Source organism: Bradyrhizobium erythrophlei, from assembly GCF_900129505.1.
GTDB classification, from domain to species: domain Bacteria; phylum Pseudomonadota; class Alphaproteobacteria; order Rhizobiales; family Xanthobacteraceae; genus Bradyrhizobium; species Bradyrhizobium erythrophlei_D.
Genome location: NZ_LT670818.1, coordinates 1,966,055 through 1,983,851, shown reverse-complemented (window position 1 = coordinate 1,983,851; position 17,797 = coordinate 1,966,055). Strand labels below are relative to the sequence as shown.

Annotated in this window: 12 protein-coding genes; 5 read left to right on the top strand and 7 right to left on the bottom strand. The window is 65.7% G+C overall.

Going from position 1 to position 17,797, the window contains the following annotated elements:
- Window positions 1-27: 27 nt before the first annotated feature.
- The 5 genes from trpB to B5525_RS09245 all read left to right on the top strand — a co-directional run bounded on the left by trpB (window position 28) and on the right by B5525_RS09245 (window position 5,221).
- A complete protein-coding gene (gene trpB / locus B5525_RS09265; RefSeq protein WP_079565734.1) occupies window positions 28-1,245 on the top strand; it encodes a tryptophan synthase subunit beta in 1,218 nt (405 codons plus the stop codon).
- Window positions 1,242-2,078, top strand: coding sequence for a tryptophan synthase subunit alpha (gene trpA / locus B5525_RS09260; RefSeq protein WP_079565733.1), 837 nt, complete (start codon window positions 1,242-1,244; stop codon window positions 2,076-2,078). Before trpB ends, trpA begins: the two co-directional genes overlap by 4 nt.
- A 113-nt stretch (window positions 2,079-2,191) precedes the next feature.
- Window positions 2,192-3,133: an acetyl-CoA carboxylase, carboxyltransferase subunit beta gene (accD, locus tag B5525_RS09255; protein WP_079565732.1), complete on the top strand. Its 942-nt coding sequence runs from the start codon at window positions 2,192-2,194 to the stop codon at window positions 3,131-3,133.
- On the top strand, window positions 3,130-4,473 hold the full coding sequence (locus B5525_RS09250; protein WP_079565731.1) for a bifunctional folylpolyglutamate synthase/dihydrofolate synthase: 1,344 nt from the start codon (window positions 3,130-3,132) through the stop codon (window positions 4,471-4,473). Before accD ends, B5525_RS09250 begins: the two co-directional genes overlap by 4 nt.
- 7 nt (window positions 4,474-4,480) lie before the next feature.
- The gene (locus tag B5525_RS09245) at window positions 4,481-5,221 is read left to right on the top strand and encodes a metallophosphoesterase family protein (protein ID WP_079565730.1); all 741 of its coding nucleotides are present in this window, start codon (window positions 4,481-4,483) and stop codon (window positions 5,219-5,221) included.
- A gap of 62 nt (window positions 5,222-5,283) precedes the next feature.
- Here B5525_RS09245 and trxA read toward each other — a convergent pair whose 3' ends face one another.
- The 7 genes from trxA to B5525_RS09210 form a co-directional block, all read right to left on the bottom strand.
- Complete coding sequence (gene trxA / locus B5525_RS09240; RefSeq protein WP_079565729.1) at window positions 5,284-5,604, bottom strand: thioredoxin; 321 nt, start codon at window positions 5,602-5,604, stop codon at window positions 5,284-5,286.
- Between the two features lie 89 nt (window positions 5,605-5,693).
- A complete protein-coding gene (gene addA / locus B5525_RS09235) occupies window positions 5,694-9,176 on the bottom strand; it encodes a double-strand break repair helicase AddA (RefSeq protein ID WP_079565728.1) in 3,483 nt (1,160 codons plus the stop codon).
- Window positions 9,170-12,316, bottom strand: a complete 3,147-nt coding sequence (gene addB, locus B5525_RS09230) for a double-strand break repair protein AddB (RefSeq protein WP_079565727.1) — start codon at window positions 12,314-12,316, stop codon at window positions 9,170-9,172. The genes addA and addB overlap by 7 nt, the downstream gene beginning before the upstream one ends.
- Before the next feature lie 165 nt (window positions 12,317-12,481).
- Window positions 12,482-13,204 carry a nucleotidyltransferase family protein gene (locus tag B5525_RS09225; protein WP_079565726.1) on the bottom strand — a complete coding sequence of 241 codons (723 nt, stop codon included), beginning with the start codon at window positions 13,202-13,204 and terminating at the stop codon, window positions 12,482-12,484.
- A gap of 120 nt (window positions 13,205-13,324) precedes the next feature.
- Window positions 13,325-13,648 carry a PilZ domain-containing protein gene (locus tag B5525_RS09220; protein WP_079565725.1) on the bottom strand — a complete coding sequence of 108 codons (324 nt, stop codon included), beginning with the start codon at window positions 13,646-13,648 and terminating at the stop codon, window positions 13,325-13,327.
- Between the two features lie 93 nt (window positions 13,649-13,741).
- Window positions 13,742-15,265: a tRNA (adenosine(37)-N6)-threonylcarbamoyltransferase complex ATPase subunit type 1 TsaE gene (tsaE, locus tag B5525_RS09215; RefSeq protein WP_079565724.1), complete on the bottom strand. Its 1,524-nt coding sequence runs from the start codon at window positions 15,263-15,265 to the stop codon at window positions 13,742-13,744.
- Window positions 15,262-17,781, bottom strand: coding sequence for a sensor histidine kinase (locus B5525_RS09210; protein ID WP_079565723.1), 2,520 nt, complete (start codon window positions 17,779-17,781; stop codon window positions 15,262-15,264). The genes tsaE and B5525_RS09210 overlap by 4 nt, the downstream gene beginning before the upstream one ends.
- Between the last annotated feature and the right edge of the window lie 16 nt (window positions 17,782-17,797).

Here is a 17,797-nt window from a genome sequence, read left to right as displayed (position 1 = left end):
GCGCGCAACAGAAGAGCTGATGGTTCGATGAGTCTCGCCAAACCCAATTCATTCCGCAGCGGTCCCGACGAGCGCGGACATTTCGGCATTTTCGGCGGCCGCTTTGTCGCGGAAACGCTGATGCCGCTGATTCTCGATCTGGAGAAGGCCTATGCCGAGGCCAAGGCCGATCCGGCGTTCCAGGCCGAGATGAACGGCTACCTCAAGCACTATGTCGGCCGGCCGTCGCCGCTGTATTTCGCCGAGCGCCTGACCGGGCACCTGGGTGGCGCCAAGATCTATTTCAAGCGCGAGGAGCTCAACCATACCGGCTCCCACAAGGTCAACAATGTGCTCGGCCAGATCATGGTGGCGCGGCGGATGGGCAAGAAACGCATCATCGCCGAGACCGGCGCCGGCCAGCATGGCGTCGCGACCGCGACGCTGTGCGCGCGGTTCGGGCTCGACTGCGTGGTCTATATGGGCGCGGTCGATGTCGAGCGGCAGCAGCCCAACGTCATCCGCATGGAAATGCTCGGCGCCAGGGTGATCCCGGTGCAGTCGGGCTCGCGCACCCTGAAGGATGCGATGAACGAGGCGCTGCGCGACTGGGTCACCAACGTGCACAACACGTTCTACTGCATCGGCACCGTCGCCGGCCCGCATCCCTATCCGATGATGGTGCGCGACTTCCAGTCGGTGATCGGCATCGAGACCCGCGCGCAGATGCTGGACGAGGAGGGCCGCCTGCCGGACTCGCTGATCGCCTGTATCGGCGGCGGCTCCAACGCGATGGGGCTGTTTCACCCCTTCCTCGACGATCCCGGCATCGAGATCTTCGGCGTCGAAGCGGCGGGCCACGGATTGACGCAATTGCATGCCGCCTCGATTGCCGGCGGCCGGCCGGGCGTGCTGCACGGCAACCGTACTTATTTGCTGATGGACGATGACGGCCAGATCCAGGACGCGCATTCGATTTCGGCGGGGCTGGATTATCCCGGCATCGGCCCGGAGCATTCCTGGCTGTACGAAACCGGCCGGGTCACCTATCTGTCCGCGACCGACGACGAGGCGCTGGCGGCGTTTCAGCTGCTGTCGCGGCTGGAAGGCATCATCCCGGCGCTGGAGCCGGCGCACGCCATTGCGAAAGTCATGGACCTCGCGCCGAAGCGGCCGAAGGATCATCTGATGGTGGTCAATCTCTCCGGCCGCGGCGACAAGGACGTGCCGCAGGTGGGCGACATACTGAAGGGCAAGAAGAAGTGACCACCCGCATCGACGCACGCTTCGCAGAGCTGAAGAAGCAGGGCCGCTCCGCCTTCATCACCTACCTGATGGCGGGCGATCCCGATCCCGCGACCTCGCTCGACATCGTCAAGGCGCTGCCCAAAGCGGGCGCCGACATCATCGAGATCGGCATACCCTTCACCGATCCGATGGCCGACGGCCCGGCGATCCAGGCGGCGGGCCTGCGGGCGCTGAAGGCCGGCATGACCTTGAAGAAGACGCTCGCGATGGTGCGCGAGTTTCGTAAAGAGGACAACGCCACGCCGCTGGTGCTGATGGGTTACTACAATCCGATCTACATCTATGGCGTCGACAGGTTTCTGGCCGATGCGAAATCCGCGGGTGTCGACGGCCTGATCGTCGTCGACCTGCCGCCGGAGGAAGACACCGAATTGTGCCTGCCGGCGCTGCAGGCCGGGCTGAACTTCATCCGGCTGGCGACGCCGACCACCGACGACGAGCGTCTGCCCGCGGTGCTCGCCAACACTTCCGGCTTTGTCTACTACGTCTCGATCACCGGCATTACCGGCAGCGCCAGTGCCGATTCCGGCGTGGTCGGCGCAGCCGTCGCGCGCATCAAGCGCCATACCAAACTGCCGGTCTGCGTCGGCTTCGGCATCCGCACCCCGGACGCCGCGCGCGCGATCGCAGAGAATGCCGACGGCGCGGCGGTCGGCACGGCGCTGGTCGATGCCCTGCGCGCCAGCCTCGATACCGACAACCGGGCGACGGCCAGGACCGTCGATGCGGTGGCGGATCTGGTTTCCTCGCTGGCGCAGGGCGTCCGGGGCGCCAAACAGGCCGCGGAATAAGCCATAATTTCGGTGGAAATACCCGGCAAACGGCAGCTTGCCGGGCATGACCCGGCCCGCCATATATCGAAAGCGCTATCAAGAGGCGATTCGATCGCCATTCGGAGCGAATCATGAATTGGCTCACCAACGTCGTCCGGCCGAAGATCCGCAACATCCTGCGCCGCGAGACGCCGGAGAATCTGTGGATCAAATGTCCGGATTCCGGACAGCTCGTGTTCTACAAGGACGTCGAGGCCAATCAATTCGTGATTCCCGGCTCGAACTACCACATGCGCTTGGGCGCGGTGGCGCGGTTGAAATCGATCTTCGACAATGAGACCTGGTACGACATCGCTCTGCCCGACGTCACCGCCGATCCCCTGAGATTTCGCGATGAACGCAGGTATGCCGATCGCATCAAGGATGCGCGCGCCAAGACCGGGCTGAACGACGCGATCAAGGTCGGCTACGGCAAGCTCGAGGGCGCCGGCGTTGTGATCGCGGTGCAGGATTTTGATTTCATGGGCGGCTCGCTCGGCATGGCGGCGGGCGAGGCGATCGTGCGCGGGCTCGAGCTCGCGGTCGAGAAGAAGTCGCCGTTCATCGTGTTCGCGGCCTCCGGCGGCGCCCGCATGCAGGAAGGCATCCTGTCGCTGATGCAGATGCCGCGAACCACGGTCGGCATCCAGATGCTGCGCGAAGCCAGGCAGCCTTATATCGTGGTGCTGACCAATCCGACCACCGGCGGCGTCACCGCCTCCTATGCCATGCTCGGCGATGTGCAGATCGCCGAGCCCGGTGCGCTGATTGGATTTGCCGGCGCGCGCGTGATCGAGCAGACCATTCGCGAGAAATTGCCGGAAGGCTTTCAGCGCGCTGAATATCTCAAGGACCATGGCATGGTCGACATGGTCGTACATCGCCACGAGTTGCGGCCGACGCTGGCGCGGCTCTGCCGGCTGCTGACGAAATCGCCCGCCCTGGAAACCACCTCGAAACCCGCGGCCCCGGTCACCGCTCCGGCCCAGATCGTAGTGGGCGCCGACGTGGCCCCAGCAGCGCCCCACGCGTGAACGCGCCTGCGGCCAGACGGGCGCCTCCGCTCGGCGAATTGATCGCGCGGCTGTCCACGTTGCATCCTGCGCGGATCGACCTCGATCTCGATCGGGTGCATCGGCTCTTGGAGCGGCTCGATCATCCCGAGCGCAAGCTCGCCCCGGTGATTCACGTCGCCGGCACCAATGGCAAGGGTTCGACGATCGCGTATTTGCGGGCCATCCTGGAAGCGGCGGGCTTGCGCGTCCACGTCTATACCTCGCCCTCACTGGTGCGGATCAACGAACGCTTTCGCCTCGGCCACGTTGGTGGCGGCGTCCTCGTCGGCGATGACGAACTCGCCACCGCGCTCGAAAAGTGCGAGCGTATCAATGCGGGCCAGCCGATCACCCTGTTCGAAATCGAGACCGTCGCGGCATTCTGCCTGTTCGCGCAGCAGCCGGCCGATGTGCTGCTGCTCGAGGTCGGTCTCGGCGGGCGGCTTGACGCCACCAACGTCATCGACGCGCCGCTGGCGAGCGTAATCGCGCCCGTCAGCATGGATCACACCGAATTTCTCGGCGATACCTTGACGGCGATTGCCGGTGAGAAGGCCGCGATCATCAAGCGCAGTGTGCCGGTGATTTGCGCGGAGCAGCCGCCGGAGGCGATGGCCGTGATCGAACAAAACGCAAAGCGCCTGCGCGCGCCGCTGCACGCGGCCGGCGAGGGCTGGCACGTCAATGTCGAGTGCGGGCGGCTGGTCTACCAGGACGAGCGCGGCCTGATGGACCTGCCGGCCCCAAAACTGTTCGGACGGCACCAGTTCGACAATGCCGGCCTCGCGATTGCGACGCTGCGCGCGCAAGACCGATTCAAAATCGCGCCGGCCGCCTACGAGGCCGGCATTGTTAATGCCGAGTGGCCGGCGCGGATGCAGCGCCTGACCTCGGGCGCGCTGCTGGGGCAGGCGCCGCAGGGCTGCGAGATCTGGCTCGACGGCGGACATAATGCCGAAGGCGGCCGCGTCGCCGCCGCCGCCCTCGGCGATCTCGAAGAGCGGGTGTCGCGTCCGCTCGTGGTCATCGTCGGCATGATGGCAAACAAGGATGCGAGCGCGTTTCTCGGCAATTTCGCCGGGCTGACGCGCCACATCATCGCGGTGCCGATACCGGACAACGACAAGGCGATGCCGCCGGACCGGCTCGCGGACGCTACCCGCGCGCTCGGCATGCGCGTCGAAATCGCCGGCAGCATCGAAGCCGCGCTGTGCGCGCTGGCGCGGCTCGTCTACGAGGTGCCGCCGCGTATCCTGATCACGGGCTCGCTCTATCTCGCCGGCCATGTACTTTCCGCCAACGGCACGCCGCCGGGATAGAGATTAAATGCGCTTTGCCGCGATTGCCGACGTCCACGGAAACTATCTCGCGCTGGAGGCCGTCATCGCCGACATCCGCGCGCGAGGCATCGACGAGATCGTCGATCTCGGCGACATGGCGAGCGGCCCGCTCGACGCGCGGCGCACCATGGATGCGCTGATGGCGCTCGACGCCGTCCACGTGCTCGGCAATCACGATCGCTATCTGATCGACCGGCCGCCGGAGAAGATGGGGTCGTGGGACCGGCCCGCACATGCGCAGCTCGATGCCAGCCATCTCGATTGGTTGCGAAAGATTCCGCCGACGCGGGTGTTCCGCGACAAGGTCTTCCTGTGCCACGCCACGCCGGCCAACGACCAGCTCTATTGGCTGGAGACCGTTTTGCGGGATGGCACGGTGCGGATGGCGTCACGGGAGGCGATCGAAGAGGTCGCCACGGGCATCACGCAGTCGCTGATTCTCTGCGGCCACACCCATATCGCGCGCGCGGTGCGGCTTGCCGACGGCCGCATGGTGGTCAATCCCGGCAGCGTCGGCTCGCCCGGCTATCGCGACGTCCACCCCTATCCGCATGTCATCGAAGCTGGCACGCCGGACGCGCGCTACGCGATCCTGGAGCTTACCCGAGATGAATGGCGCGTGACGTTCCGCCATGTGCCCTACGATCACCAAGCGATGGCGGCGCTGGCGGGCCGCAACGGGCAGCCTGAGCTCGCCTCAGCGCTGGCGGCGGGGTGGATCCGGTAGGCACAAAACAAAACGGCCGGCAATTTGCCGGCCGTTCGAATCACATCAGAGCGCGCCGCCGATCAGACGGCGGCGGTAATCCACTGCTGCAGCTTCGCCTTCGGGGCGGCGCCGACCTGGCGGGAGGCCATCTCGCCGCCCTTGAAGATCATCAGGGTCGGGATCGACATCACGCCGTATTTCGAAGCCGTCTTCGGGCTCTCGTCAACGTTCAGCTTCACGATCTTGACCTTGTCGCCCATCGCGCCGGAAATCTCGTCGAGCGCGGGTGCGATCATGCGGCAGGGGCCGCACCATTCGGCCCAGAAATCGACCACGACCGGGCCGCTCGCCTTGAGCACCTCGGCTTCGAAATCGGCATCAGAAACCTTGCCAACGGCCATTGGAATACCTCGTTCAGTTCGGGAGGGATGCGGCCAACAGAATCGCCGCAGAGATCATGGAGCCAACGTATGAACGAGGCGTTGCCGGGTCAAGCTTGGACATCCCCCCGGAAAGCGGATGCCAGTTCGGCGTCCAGCGCGGGAGCCGAAATCTCCATCAATTCAGGGGTTTCAGTCCAAAGTAATGCTGCCCGGACCGCGCGTTGGGGATAAAGCTTCCCCAATACCGCACGGTAGAGCGCAAGCTGCCTTAGATAGCGCCTCGGGGCTTCGGCCGGGTGGCTGGGCGGGGCATGATTGGTCTTGAAATCGACAATCAGGACTTCCGCCGGCGTCACCACCAGCCGGTCGATTTGCCCGGAAACCAGCGCCGGCGGCCCGCCCTGTCTTTCCAGACGGCCGACGATCGACACCTCGGCACGGCTGCCTTCCGCGAATACGGCCGCGAATCGGCTGTCCGCGAGCAGCGCGAGCACGCCCTCGGCCAGCACTTCGCGGTCGCCGTCGCTCCAGCCGTCCGCGTTGCGGGCGAGGTATTTCAGGGCGGCGTCGCGGCGGCGTTCGCTGGCGAGATCGGGAAGGGATTGCAGCAACCGGTGCACCAGCGTGCCGTGCTGAAGCGCGCGCGCCCGCAGCACGAGCGATTCGCCGGTCCGGACGCGATGGCTGTCGTCCGCGGCCGGATCGGAAGGCCGCAGCAAAGTGTCGGCGCGGGCTTCCGGCGGCGCTGCCGTCCGCAACCACGAGGGCAGCTCGATCGGAGCGGCGGTCGGCGACGCAGCGGTGGCGGCCTCCGCGGGAGCCGCGTCCTCGAGCCGTGCGTACTGCTTGACCGGACCGTCCGCCGTCTCGATGGTCTCTTCATCCAAGCCGGAATTGGAAAGGCCCTTGACGATCAGATCGTACCAGGAGTGCTTGCGCACGCTGTTCATGTTGCCCGGCATGCAGCCGCCGACGATCAGCCGGTCGGCCGCGCGCGTCATCGCCACGTAAAGCAGCCGACGGTACTCATCCTCGGTCTCGCCCAGCATCGCCGTGCGCGCCGCGGCGACGACGGCGGGGTCGTCTGCTTTCCTGCCGGCCCAGACCACGACACCGTCGTGCAGATGGATCAGCTTGAGGCGCTGCGTATCCGAAGGCGACGACGTCGTGTCCACCAGGAACACCACGGCAGCTTCCAGCCCCTTGGCGCCGTGCACGGTCATGACGCGGACTTCGTCGCGCGAGATTTCCATGTCGCGCTTGACCTCGAGGTCGGCCGCGCGCAGCCACGCCACAAAGCCCTGCAGCGAGGCGGGCGCCTTGCGCTCATAGCCCAGCGCAAGCTCGAGAAATTCGTCGAGCGCGTCATTGGCCTCATGCCCGAGCCGCCGCTGGATGCGGGCGCGGCCGCCGCCGCCGCCCAGCAGCCAGGCGTAGAACGCAAACGGCGTCTCGGTCTCGAAACGGCGCTCACATTGTTCCAGGCGATCCAGCGCCTCCCGGAATTTGCCGCCACCCGCGGCGTGATCGCCGAGCGCCTGACGCAGCGATCCCTTGCGCGGCCACGCCAACTCGAACAGATCGTCGTCGGAAAGCCCGAACAGCGGGCTTTTCAGCGCCACCGCCAGCGCCAAATCGTCCTGCGGCAGCAACAGCGCGTCGGCGAGGTTCATCAGGTCGATGATCGCGATGTGCTCGGTCAGTTTCAGCCGGTCGGCGCCGGCGACGGGAATGCTGGCGTGTTTCAGCGCCTGGATCACCGCATCGAAAGCGTTGCCGCGCCGCCGCACCAGCACCAGCATGTCGCCATAGCTCAAGCGGCGGCGCTTGCCGGCGCTGCCGGTCATGGCGCCGCCTTCGACCAGCCGCCTGATCTCGGTCTGGATGCGCCTCGCAAGCCTTACTTCCGGGCTGGTCTGCGACAGCCCGTCGAACGGTGCGCGCCAGCCTTCGATGTCCTGCTTGCCGTCCGGCTGCTGCAACTCCCAGAGCTCGATCAGGCTTGGCCCGGCATCATCAAGCGAATTGTGGATGGGATAGCCGGTCTCCACCGAATGGATGCTGCGGTAAATCTCTGCCTCGCGAAACACGTGGTCGACCGATTGCAGGATCGCGGCGCCCGAACGGAAGGAATAGGTGAACGAGACTGGATCGAATTTCAGCCCGGCCTCAGTGAATTTTCGCGCGAGATAACGGCGGCGGGTGTCGAATTCGCGCGGCGCCGCACCCTGGAACGAAAAAATCGACTGCTTCTCGTCGCCGACCGCGAAGATGGTGCGCACCACGCCGTCACGCGCGCCTTCGCCCGAGGTGAATTCGGAAATGATGTGGGCGACGATGTCCCACTGCCGGGGGCTGGTGTCCTGCGCCTCGTCGATCAGCACGTGATCGACGCCGCGGTCGAGCTTGTAATGCACCCAGCCGGAGGAGACGCGATCCAGCATGGCCAGCGTCTTGTCGATCAGATCGTCATAGTCGAGCAGGCCGCGCTCCTGCTTCTCGCGCCGGTAATTCGCCGCCGCTGAGGTTGCGATCGCGAGCAGCGCCTGAGTGCGATCTCGCGTCGTCAGCGCGCGGCGCCGCCCGATCAGGGGCCCGATGCGGCCCCCTTCGGAATCGAACAGGCGCGCAATCGCCGGATTGTTGTCGCAGAACTTCTTCGTCACCACCGACTTGCGCGGGCTACGCTCATCGGTCAGGAACACGCCGAGATATCTTTCGACTTGCTCGCTGCCGGCAAATATCAGCGCCTCGCGCAAGCGCACCGCCTGATCCTGGTCGGATTTGCTGCCGGTATCGAGAATGCTGGCGATCTCCCTCCACCGCGATCTCGGCAGATGCGGCCCGTCGACGATCCCGCGCTCGACGTCTTCGAGCGTGTCGCCGGGATCGACCCCGAGCGCGGCCGACACCTGCGCGGCTGCGGCCTCGACGCTGCCGGCGTTGTCCGTCCATGCCATGAAGTGGTCGCGGCTGAGGCAGGCCTCGCGCACCACATCCTTGAAGGTAACGTCAGCTGCGCTCGCCATCGCGACCTGGAGCGCACGGCCGGTCGCGCTGTCTGGGTCGCGCGAGGCTTCCAGCAACACCTTGAGATTGGCGCGCTCCATCATCTCGTTCTGGTCGCGCTCGTCGATCACCGCGAAACGCGCAGGGACATTGGCTTCGAACGGGAATTGCTGCAGCAGCCGGGTGCACAGCGCATGGATGGTCTGCACTTTGAGGCCGCCCGGCGTTTCCAGCGCGCAGGCGAACAGTCTTCGCGCCGCCATCCGCAAACCCGAATCGGGCCGCGCGATGCCCGCCTCGCGAATGGCGTCATCGAGCGCAGCATCGTCGAGCGTGACCCAGTGGCCGAGCGTGGTGAACACCCGCTCTGCCATGTTGGCGGCGGCGGCCTTGGTGAAGGTAATGCAAAGGATCTTTTCGGGCTGGACCCCGTCCAGCAGCAGCCGGATCACCCGCTGCACCAGCACATGGGTCTTGCCCGATCCGGCATTCGCCGAAACGAAGGCGGAAGCCGCGGGGTCCGAGGCGCGCGCCTGGGTGGCGCGGACGGTGGGAGGAATCGGGCGCGGCGCGCTTACCATTCTTCCAACCCCAATCCACCGGCCGCCGACCATTCCTTGATCCGGGCAAGATCGTCATAACTGCCGTAGCGGTTCGACCACATCGACAGATTGAGCGAAGTATAGGCCTGGTCTTCATTCTCGAAGGCGCGGATCAGCGCCTCCAGTTTTTGGCGCGCCTCTTCGGCGGCATCGTCCGGCAATTGCGGTGTATCACTCTGCCTGACCTTCAGCTCCAGCGGCTTCTGTTCTCCCGGCGGATTGTTGCCGGAAAGCCGGACATAGCCGATCTCGCTGACGGAACTGTCGGCCGGAATATCGGCAAAGCCTCCCTCCCTCAGGATCGCCGCCTCCAGCGTGAGCTGCGGCGACAGCCCCATGCGCACCTGCTTGCCGGTCGGTGGCGCTCCGGTCTTGTAGTCGAGGATCGCAAAGCTGCCGTCGTGACGGCGCTCGATCCGGTCGGCGCGCGCCGACAGAACAAAGGCGCGCGCGTTGTCGAGCGGGATCTGGATTTTGCCCTGGCTTTCTGCGTCGATGCGGGCAATGTCGCCGCGCCGCGCGATTTCCCAGTCCGAAAACCATCCAGCGATACGCTGGAAGCGCGGCCACCACAGCGCCCGCGCCTCGGGCCGCTCCATCAGCGGCGCGAAATATTTCTCGCCGATTTGTCGTAAGGCGCCTGCCGTATCCGGCGGCAGTGAGGTTGCGAAGGTTTGCGTGAATTCGCCGAGCGCGTCATGGATCGCCGAGCCGCGGTCGGCGGCCGACAGCGGCATGTCGACGGGATCGAGCGGGCTGAGCCGCAGGATATATTTGGCGTAGATCGTATAGGGATCACGCAGCCAGTCCTCGATCGCGGTTACCGGCAGTTTTAAGGGCCGAACCGCGCGCGGCGGCTTCGGCGCCGGCTGCGGGATCGGTACCACCTTGTCGGGGCGATCCAGTTCCCTCGCAAAGCGCACATATTTCTCGCCGGCCGCGACAGCAGCTCCCCAGCGCTCCTCGCCGGCGACTGCTTCCAGCCGGTGCAGAAAACGCGAGGCCACTGCCGGCGCGCCGCCGACCTTGGCGGCATGGCTGAGGATCACCTCGCCAGCGCCGAGTAGTTGGGCAAAATCGTGCGCGGAAAGGCCGATGCGCCGCTCGGGCAGATCGAGGCCGAGTTCGTGCCGCATCGGCCGGCTCAGCCAGGGATCGATACGCGGCGCCGGCGGCCAGACGTTCTCGACCAGCCCGCCGATGATGACGCGGTCGGATTGTGTCAGCCGCGCTTCCAGCGGACCGTAAATCTTCAAATGAACATTCGTGCTTTCCGGCCGCCGCACCATGCGGTCGGCAAAGGCGGTCTGGAACACTTCCGGATAGTCGGCGAGTTCGACCAAAAGGCCGCTTTGCGATTTGCCGCCCAGCAACTCGTCGAAGGCGGATGCCAGCGCCGATCCCGGCTGGCCCTCGAAGGCCAGCGCGACGCCATGCTCGTCGCACGACAGTTTTAACAGCACCTCGCGATGGCGCGTGGCCAGCTCGGCAAAGTCATAGGGCTTTGCCGGATGGAGACTTTCAAGCGGCGCAAGCGCCGCCCGCAACGACTCGATCAGTGCCTGGGCGCGATCGAGTTCCTCGTCTTTCAGCCTGGTTTTCGGCTCCGCGCGATGCAGCGAGGATAGTTCGCCGCGCCCGAGCTTGGCGAGCTCGTCGCGGAAACGGACAAAATCCTGAGCGAGCCCACTGCTTCCGGCCTGCGGCCGCGTGCCGCGCAACAGCGCCAGTTCAAGCGTTTCGACGGCGTCCTTGAACGTTTCGGGCGCGCCGCCTATCCGGCACAGCGGATGTTTTAACAGCGCCAGCAACGTCGGTGGCTCCAGCCCGTTTGCCGCCGCTTCGGCAACTAGCCGGGCGAAGATCCCGGAAGGCGTGTCCATCAGCGCATCGCCGCCGGAATCGTCGAATTCGAGATTCCAGCGGCCCAGCGCTGCGATCACCCGCCGCGCCAGCGCGCGATCCGGCGTCACCAGCGCCGCCGATTTGTCGAGATGCCGCGCCTCGCGCATCGCCACCGCGATCGCCAGCGCCTCCATTTCGGGATTTTCCGCCGCGATCACGGCGAGATTTTTCATTGCGCGCGAGATCTTTTCGACGATGTCGGGCTCGGCCAGCCGCCGGTGCCATTGCGCGGTCGCGGTTGAGGGCCGCATCGCTTCCGACGCCAGCACCTCGCGGCCATCGGGCGCGGGCTCGCCCAGGATTTCGACATCGCCGCGCCGGATGCCAAGTCGTGTCAGCTGCGCATGCATCGCAAACTGCGGATGGTTCGATGAAGGAGGCGAGGTGAATTTGCCTTGCGCATCCCTGACCCCGCCGATCGTCTGCCAGGCTTCCTCGTCGAGATCGGTATCCAGTCCTGGCAGCACCACCGCGCCGTTCGGCAGCGTGCTGACGGCGTGGAGGAATTTCGCGGTCGCCGGCATCGAACCGGTCGAGCCCGCCGCGATCACCGGGCCGTCGTGATGCGCGCCGAGGCGCCGCGCTTCGGCCGCGATCAACAGGTCCCGCCGCGCCGCCGGCTCGGTCCTCTCGATTTCCTGCAGGTGCGCCGGCCATGCCACGCGCGCGATCCGCAGAAACTCGAGCGAATGCTGCCAATACTGGTCGAGCTGGTCCGGCACCAGCCCGTCCAGCGCCTCCCAGCCGACGCCGCGGGTGACCATGTCGTCCATCAGCCGCGCCAGATCGCTGGCCAGTGCCAGCGTCGATGCCGGGCCACCGACCACCAGCGGCGCCAACACCGGACCCTTCGCCCAGGCCGCGACCAGTGTTGCCAAGGTGAGCCGGCGTTCGAGTTCGCCGAGTTTCGGCGGAATGTCCAGCGGCGCCGCGCCGCCATAGTGTTCGGCCTCTTCCGCGAATGCCAGTTCGTCCTCGTCGATGTCGCCGAGCGCGACGATGCGCGGCAGCACCGCCGCGTCCGCCTTCAATTCGTCGAGAAAGATTTCCCGCGCCATCCGTCCGGCGCGCCGGGTCGGCAGATAGAGCGTCGCTTCGGCAAGTTTCTCCGGATGTTTCCGCGCGTCGAAGCCGGCGACCAGCCTGCCATCGACCAGCGCGCCGATGACGGTGCGCAAAAACGGCGCGGATAGGGGAACGCTGAATACGCGCATGGGGGTCCTGATTCGGAAGATCAGGTTGCATCATGGCATGGGCAGCAACAGGGAGGGAGTCTTCAAGTTCGAGCCGTCATTCCGGGATGTGCCGCCAGGCGCAGACCCGGAATCTCGAGATTCCGGGTTCGCGTCTTCGACGCGCCCCGGAATGACGAAGGGGGCTTACGCCACGCTTTCGAGAAACGCCTCTTCCGCCGCGCCGACTGCGTCGGGGGTTCCGACATGCATCCACACGCCGTCGAGCCGCAGGCCGAACAGCCGCTCCTGTTCATTGGCACCGTCGAACATCCTGGTCAGCGAAAATTCGCCTGACGGTGCGTCGGCAAATACCGACGGCGACATGATCGCAGCCCCCGCATAGACGAACGGAACCACCTGATGCTCCTTGCGCTTGCGCAGCGCGCCGTCCGGCAGCATCGAGTAGTCGCCGCGGCCGCCATAACCGATGCTGCTCGTGGTCGGTGCCATCAACAGCAGGATATCCATCCGCGAAGGATCGAAGGTTTCGGCGAGCCGCGCCAGATTGGGCCGCACGCCGTCGATCCACAGCGTATCGGCGTTGACATGGAAGAACGGCTCGGGGCCGAGCAGAGGCAGCGCCTTGACCACGCCGCCGCCGGTGCCGAGCACCTGGCCGCGCTCGTCGGAGATGATCACGCGGGGCCGCGTGCGCGAGGCGGTGTGCTCGATGATCTGGTCGGGCAGATAATGCACATTGACGACGGCTTCGCTGACGCCGGCGTCGGCGAGCTTGTCGAGCACATGATCGAGCAGCGGACGGCCGGCCACGGGCACCAATGGCTTCGGCATCTTGTCCGTCAAGGGACGCATGCGCGCGCCGAGGCCGGCGGCGAGAACCATGGCTTTGGTTGGTTTAACGGACATTTTGGAATTTTCTCGAACCGTTGTCTTGTTTGATTCACAAAATCATATCACGGCGATTCGCGCCGCGCATCGATCGTCGATAGCGGTCCCATATGACGGTTGTGCGACCGGCGCGGCCGCTCAGACTTCCGCCTCCTGGGTCGGGCGCCTGCCCGCCTTTTTCTTCTTGTCGCCGGTTTTCAGGAAATTGACGCCGATCTGGTCGCCATTGACCCATGACAATTCGCAGCGGCGGTAGGCCAGACCCGTGGAAGACAGCAGCAGGAAGAATTCCTTGAGGTGCAACCCCTCGACCGAGCCTTCGACCGTGAGTTTGGCGCCGGTTTCCGATACGTCTTCCATGGTGCATTCGCGTCGCCAGGTGCCGTCGATACCCATCATATGCGCCGGGATGCCCCGTTCGAATGTGACGCGCTCGCCCTTGCGCCGCTCAGTCGTCGCCATTGATTTGCTCCAGCCCTCAAAGCAGCCGCGCGCCCCGCGCTTGGCGGCAGAGGCTGGCGCAGATTAGAGCTTGGCTCGCTAATAAGGGGTAAACTACGGTACCGGAGGAGGGACGTTGGCGGCGTACCATTCCCTGGCGTGGGCGAGCGCCGGGTGGGCCAATGAACGACCGAGATAGGTCCAGATCCGGGGCTGATGGCGCAGATATTGCGGCTTGCCGTCGCGCCGGTTGAGCCGCGCAAAAGTGCCGAGCAGCCGCGTGTTGCGCTGCGCCGACATGATCGCATAGAGCTCGGCGAAACCGGCCGGATCGAAGCTTTCGGCCGAAGCCCGCCGCGCCATGATGTAGCGCGTCAAGAGCGCAAGCTCGAGCTGTTCGGGCACGTCGATCCGCGCGTCCTGCAACAGCGACACCAGATCGTAGGCCGCCGGGCCGAGCACCGCGTCCTGGAAGTCGATGATGCCGACCTTCGCGATGTCCTGCCGGTCCTCGAGCCAGATCAGGTTGGGCGAATGGAAGTCGCGCAGCACCCAGGTTTTGGTTGCGGATGCAGGCTTGCTCAACAGCTCGCGCCACATCGAAACGAACTCGCCGCGCAAATCCTCGGTCAGCTCGGCCCCGCGGTCCGGCAGATACCATTCCGGCATCAATCCGACTTCGACCAGCAGCGCATCGGTGTCGAAGGTCGGAATGGTGTAGGTGATCTGCGGCGCCAGGGGCAGGACTTCCGGCAAGGTCTCGCGGTGCAGCGCCGCCAGCATGTCGGTGGCGGCCTCATAGCGCTCGGCGATCGGCGCAGGCGGATCGCCTTCGACAAAGCCTGCGCTGCCGAAATCCTCGGTGATCAGGAATCCGGCATCGAGGTCGGCGTGATAGATCGCGGGCGCCGACAAGCCGCGCTCGCGCAAACCGCCGGCAATGGCGACGAACGGCTTGACGTCCTCGGCCAGGTGCACCGCGGCGCTATATGATTTGCCGTCATAATTCGCCGGCCCGTCGGGACGACGCGGCGAGTTCATCAGGATGACGGCGCCGTCGTCGCGGACCAGCCGCGCATAGGAACGCGTTGAAGCGTCACCCGCCATGCGCTGGCGCCTGGCCTCGGCATAGCCTGCGCCGTCGAGGAATTGCCGCAGTGCCTGCAGCCTTGCGACTTGGGTCGCGGCCCTGCCGTGACCGGTGATCTCGGCGGCGCGCGCGGTCGATCCCAGGGCCGGACGATGGCTAAGCGCGATGTCGATGCGATCGGCAGGCATCGCCGAAGGAGCGCGCTCCGGCCATTCGATCAGCGCCACCGTGCCTTCCGGCAACGGTGACAGTCCGATCTCTTCCAGTTCAGTAGCATCGTTGACGCGGTAGAGATCCGCATGCAGCAGCGGAAACGGCGGCAGTTCGTAAGCCTGCACCAGCGTGAAGGTCGGGCTTGGCACCTCCAGCGCGTCGTCGTCGGCGAGATAGCGGATCAACGCGCGCGCGGCCGCGGTCTTGCCGGTGCCGAGGTCGCCCGAGAGCGTAATGACATCGCCGGGGCCGATCAGCAGCGCGAGATCGGCCATCAGATGCGCGGTCGCGGTCTCGTTCGATAGCGCCAGCGAGAATGTCGTGGGAGCGTTCATTCCGCGGCGTTGCGGTGCGCGGCCTGATCGATCGGGAAGTCGCAGGTCACGCTCGTGCCCCTGCCGACGACCGAATCCACGCGCACCTTGCCTCCGTGCAGTTCGACAAAGGAGCGCACCAGCGACAGCCCAAGACCCGCGCCGCGATGCCGCGAGCCGTGGGAGTGGCTTTCGAACCAGTCGAACACCTTGTCCTTGACGTCTGCCGGAATACCCGGACCGGAATCGGTCACCGTGAAGACGACATTGTGTTCGGTCCGGATGGCGCTGAGGCCGATGGTGGCGTCCTGCGGCGAGAATCCAACCGCATTGGCCAACAGATTGTACAGCACCTGCACCACGCGACGCTCGTCGCCGACGAAGCTGCCGATATTGGGGTCGACGTCGACCTTGAGCTGGATGCGGTCGGTCGCGAGCCGGTCCTGGATGCCCTCGGCGGCGGCCTCGATGGTCTTGCGGATGTCGATCGAGCCGAGATTGAGCGACATCGCGCCGGCGTCAATGGTCGCGAGGTCGAGGATGTTGTTGATGATCGCCAGCAGCGCATTGGTGGAAGTCGTGATGTAGCCGAGATACTCGGCCTGTTTCGGCATCAGCGGCCCGGTGACGGGGTCGCTGAGGAAATGAGCGAAGCCGATGATGGTGGTCAAGGGCGAGCGCAGTTCGTAGGACACGTGGTGGACGAAATCGACCTTCATCTGGTCGGCTGTCTCCAGCGCCTCGTTGCGCTCGCGCAGCGCGCGCTCGACGTTCTCGGTGTCGGTGATGTCCTGGAAGGTCAGCATGGTGGCGCCGTCGGGCAGCGGCATGGTCATGCAGTCCAGCACGCTGCCGTCCTTGCGCTCCAGCTTCAGCGGCACCTCGACCCGGTTCTCGATCCGCGTAATTGCCTCGCGAATGGTCTGCCAGGTGGCAGCGTCGTCGAACAGCGGCTTGCACCAGGTCTCGACCGTCTCGATATGCGGCTGCTCGCGCATCGCCTCGGGCGACAGCTTCCACATTTTGGCGAAGGCCGGATTGAACAATTGCGCCCGGCCGTTGCTGCCGAACACCGCGACCGCTTCGGCGAGATTGTCGAGCGTTTCGCGCTGGACCCGGATCAGGCCGTCGAACCGCCGGGCGAGGTCGAGGCTTTCGGTGACGTCGTCGAACAGATAAGTGACGCCGCCTTCCGGGTTCGGCGTGGTGACCACGCTGACCGCGCGGCCGTCCGGGAGATACCAGGTGTCCTTGGCCGGCTCGACCGCCCGATAGGCCTCGTGCAGCTTGGCCTTCCAGGCCCGGAAATCCGGCTGTTCGGGAACTTTGCGCGCGGCGCGCAGGCGATCGAGCACGCTGGAATCGTCGGGATTGGCGTCGAGAAAGCTGCGGTCGAGGTCCCACAGCCGGCGATAGGAATCGTTGTAGAAGGCCAGCCGCCGCTGGCCGTCGAATACGGCCACGCCCGAGGACAGCTGGTCGAGCGTGCGGCGATGCGCCTCCGCCATCCGCACCAGCGCCGCGCGCAGGCTGCTGGCCTCGCTGGCGTCGATGGCGATGCCGGCGCTGCCGGCGCTGAGCATAACCGCATGCACGTCGTAGACGCGGCGCTCGCCGCCGACCACGATCGGCAGCCGGGCGGTGAAGGCCGAATTGTCGTTCAGTGCCCGGCTGACGTCGTCGCGCTGGTCGCTTTCGAGCAGTTCGAGGTTGCGATGGATCGCATCCGCGACACTGGCGGCCTCGGTGGCCTTTGCGTAGGCCATATTGGCATAGCGAAGCTGGCCTTGCGCGCTCTTGGTCCAGATCGGCCACGGCATCGCCGCCGCGAAGTCGCGCAACAGCTCGGTTTCCTCCAGAAGCGTCTTGTAGCGCAGGTTCGATTCCGCCAGTTCCCGGCGGACGCCGCCGAGTTCGCGAATCCGCACAATGGCCTGGCCGCCGATGGCGCGGCCCATGGCCTCGATCGAACGTCCATTCGAGGTCGACAGATTGAGCAGAAAACCTTCGCCGGCCTCGCGCAGCGCGTCGACCGCGTGATCCATCTGCAGCGCCGGCTCCGGCGGCAGCCAAGTTCCAAAGGCAAGAAGACGCTGCGGCGGATGCTGCTGGGCTTCCTGCGGCATCAGCAATGAGGTGTCGCCGGCAATTTCGGGGCGATTGTCGCCCGCCGCCCACGAAATCAGGATCTGCGGCTCCGCGAACAACAGCGCCCGTAAACGGTCGGCCTGGACCTGCAACTCGCCGATACCGGTGCGCAGCCGCGCCTCGTTTCCCGCGGCGCGGACGCGGGTGCGCATCAGCAGGATCGCCGACATCACGGAGAAACCGAGCAGCGCCAGCGCGGTGGTCAGCACCACGAATTCCTGGCGATTGAGGTCGAGATAGCGCGAGACCGCATCCAGCAGCGGCACTTCGCCGGCATAGGCCGGCGAGCTCGATCCGAATGCGGCGGCGGCAAGCGCGATCAGGCCGTTACGTGCCAATGATGTGCACGACAGCAAGGTCCGACGTATCGTACCGATCACGCCCGACATATTCGCCCCAAACCGC

Excerpts from the sequence above, each read along its gene's own strand:
- B5525_RS09245 (WP_079565730.1), top strand. The coding sequence starts at position 4,481 with ATGCGCTTTGCCGCGATTGCCGACGTCCACGGAAACTATCTCGCGCTG.
- addB (WP_079565727.1), bottom strand. The coding sequence starts at position 12,316 with ATGCGCGTATTCAGCGTTCCCCTATCCGCGCCGTTTTTGCGCACCGTC.
- addA (WP_079565728.1), bottom strand. The coding sequence starts at position 9,176 with ATGGTAAGCGCGCCGCGCCCGATTCCTCCCACCGTCCGCGCCACCCAG.
- tsaE (WP_079565724.1), bottom strand. The coding sequence starts at position 15,265 with ATGAACGCTCCCACGACATTCTCGCTGGCGCTATCGAACGAGACCGCG.
- B5525_RS09210 (WP_079565723.1), bottom strand. The coding sequence starts at position 17,781 with ATGTCGGGCGTGATCGGTACGATACGTCGGACCTTGCTGTCGTGCACA.
- trxA (WP_079565729.1), bottom strand. The coding sequence starts at position 5,604 with ATGGCCGTTGGCAAGGTTTCTGATGCCGATTTCGAAGCCGAGGTGCTC.
- accD (WP_079565732.1), top strand. The coding sequence starts at position 2,192 with ATGAATTGGCTCACCAACGTCGTCCGGCCGAAGATCCGCAACATCCTG.
- B5525_RS09220 (WP_079565725.1), bottom strand. The coding sequence starts at position 13,648 with ATGGCGACGACTGAGCGGCGCAAGGGCGAGCGCGTCACATTCGAACGG.
- B5525_RS09225 (WP_079565726.1), bottom strand. The coding sequence starts at position 13,204 with ATGTCCGTTAAACCAACCAAAGCCATGGTTCTCGCCGCCGGCCTCGGC.
- trpB (WP_079565734.1), top strand. The coding sequence starts at position 28 with ATGAGTCTCGCCAAACCCAATTCATTCCGCAGCGGTCCCGACGAGCGC.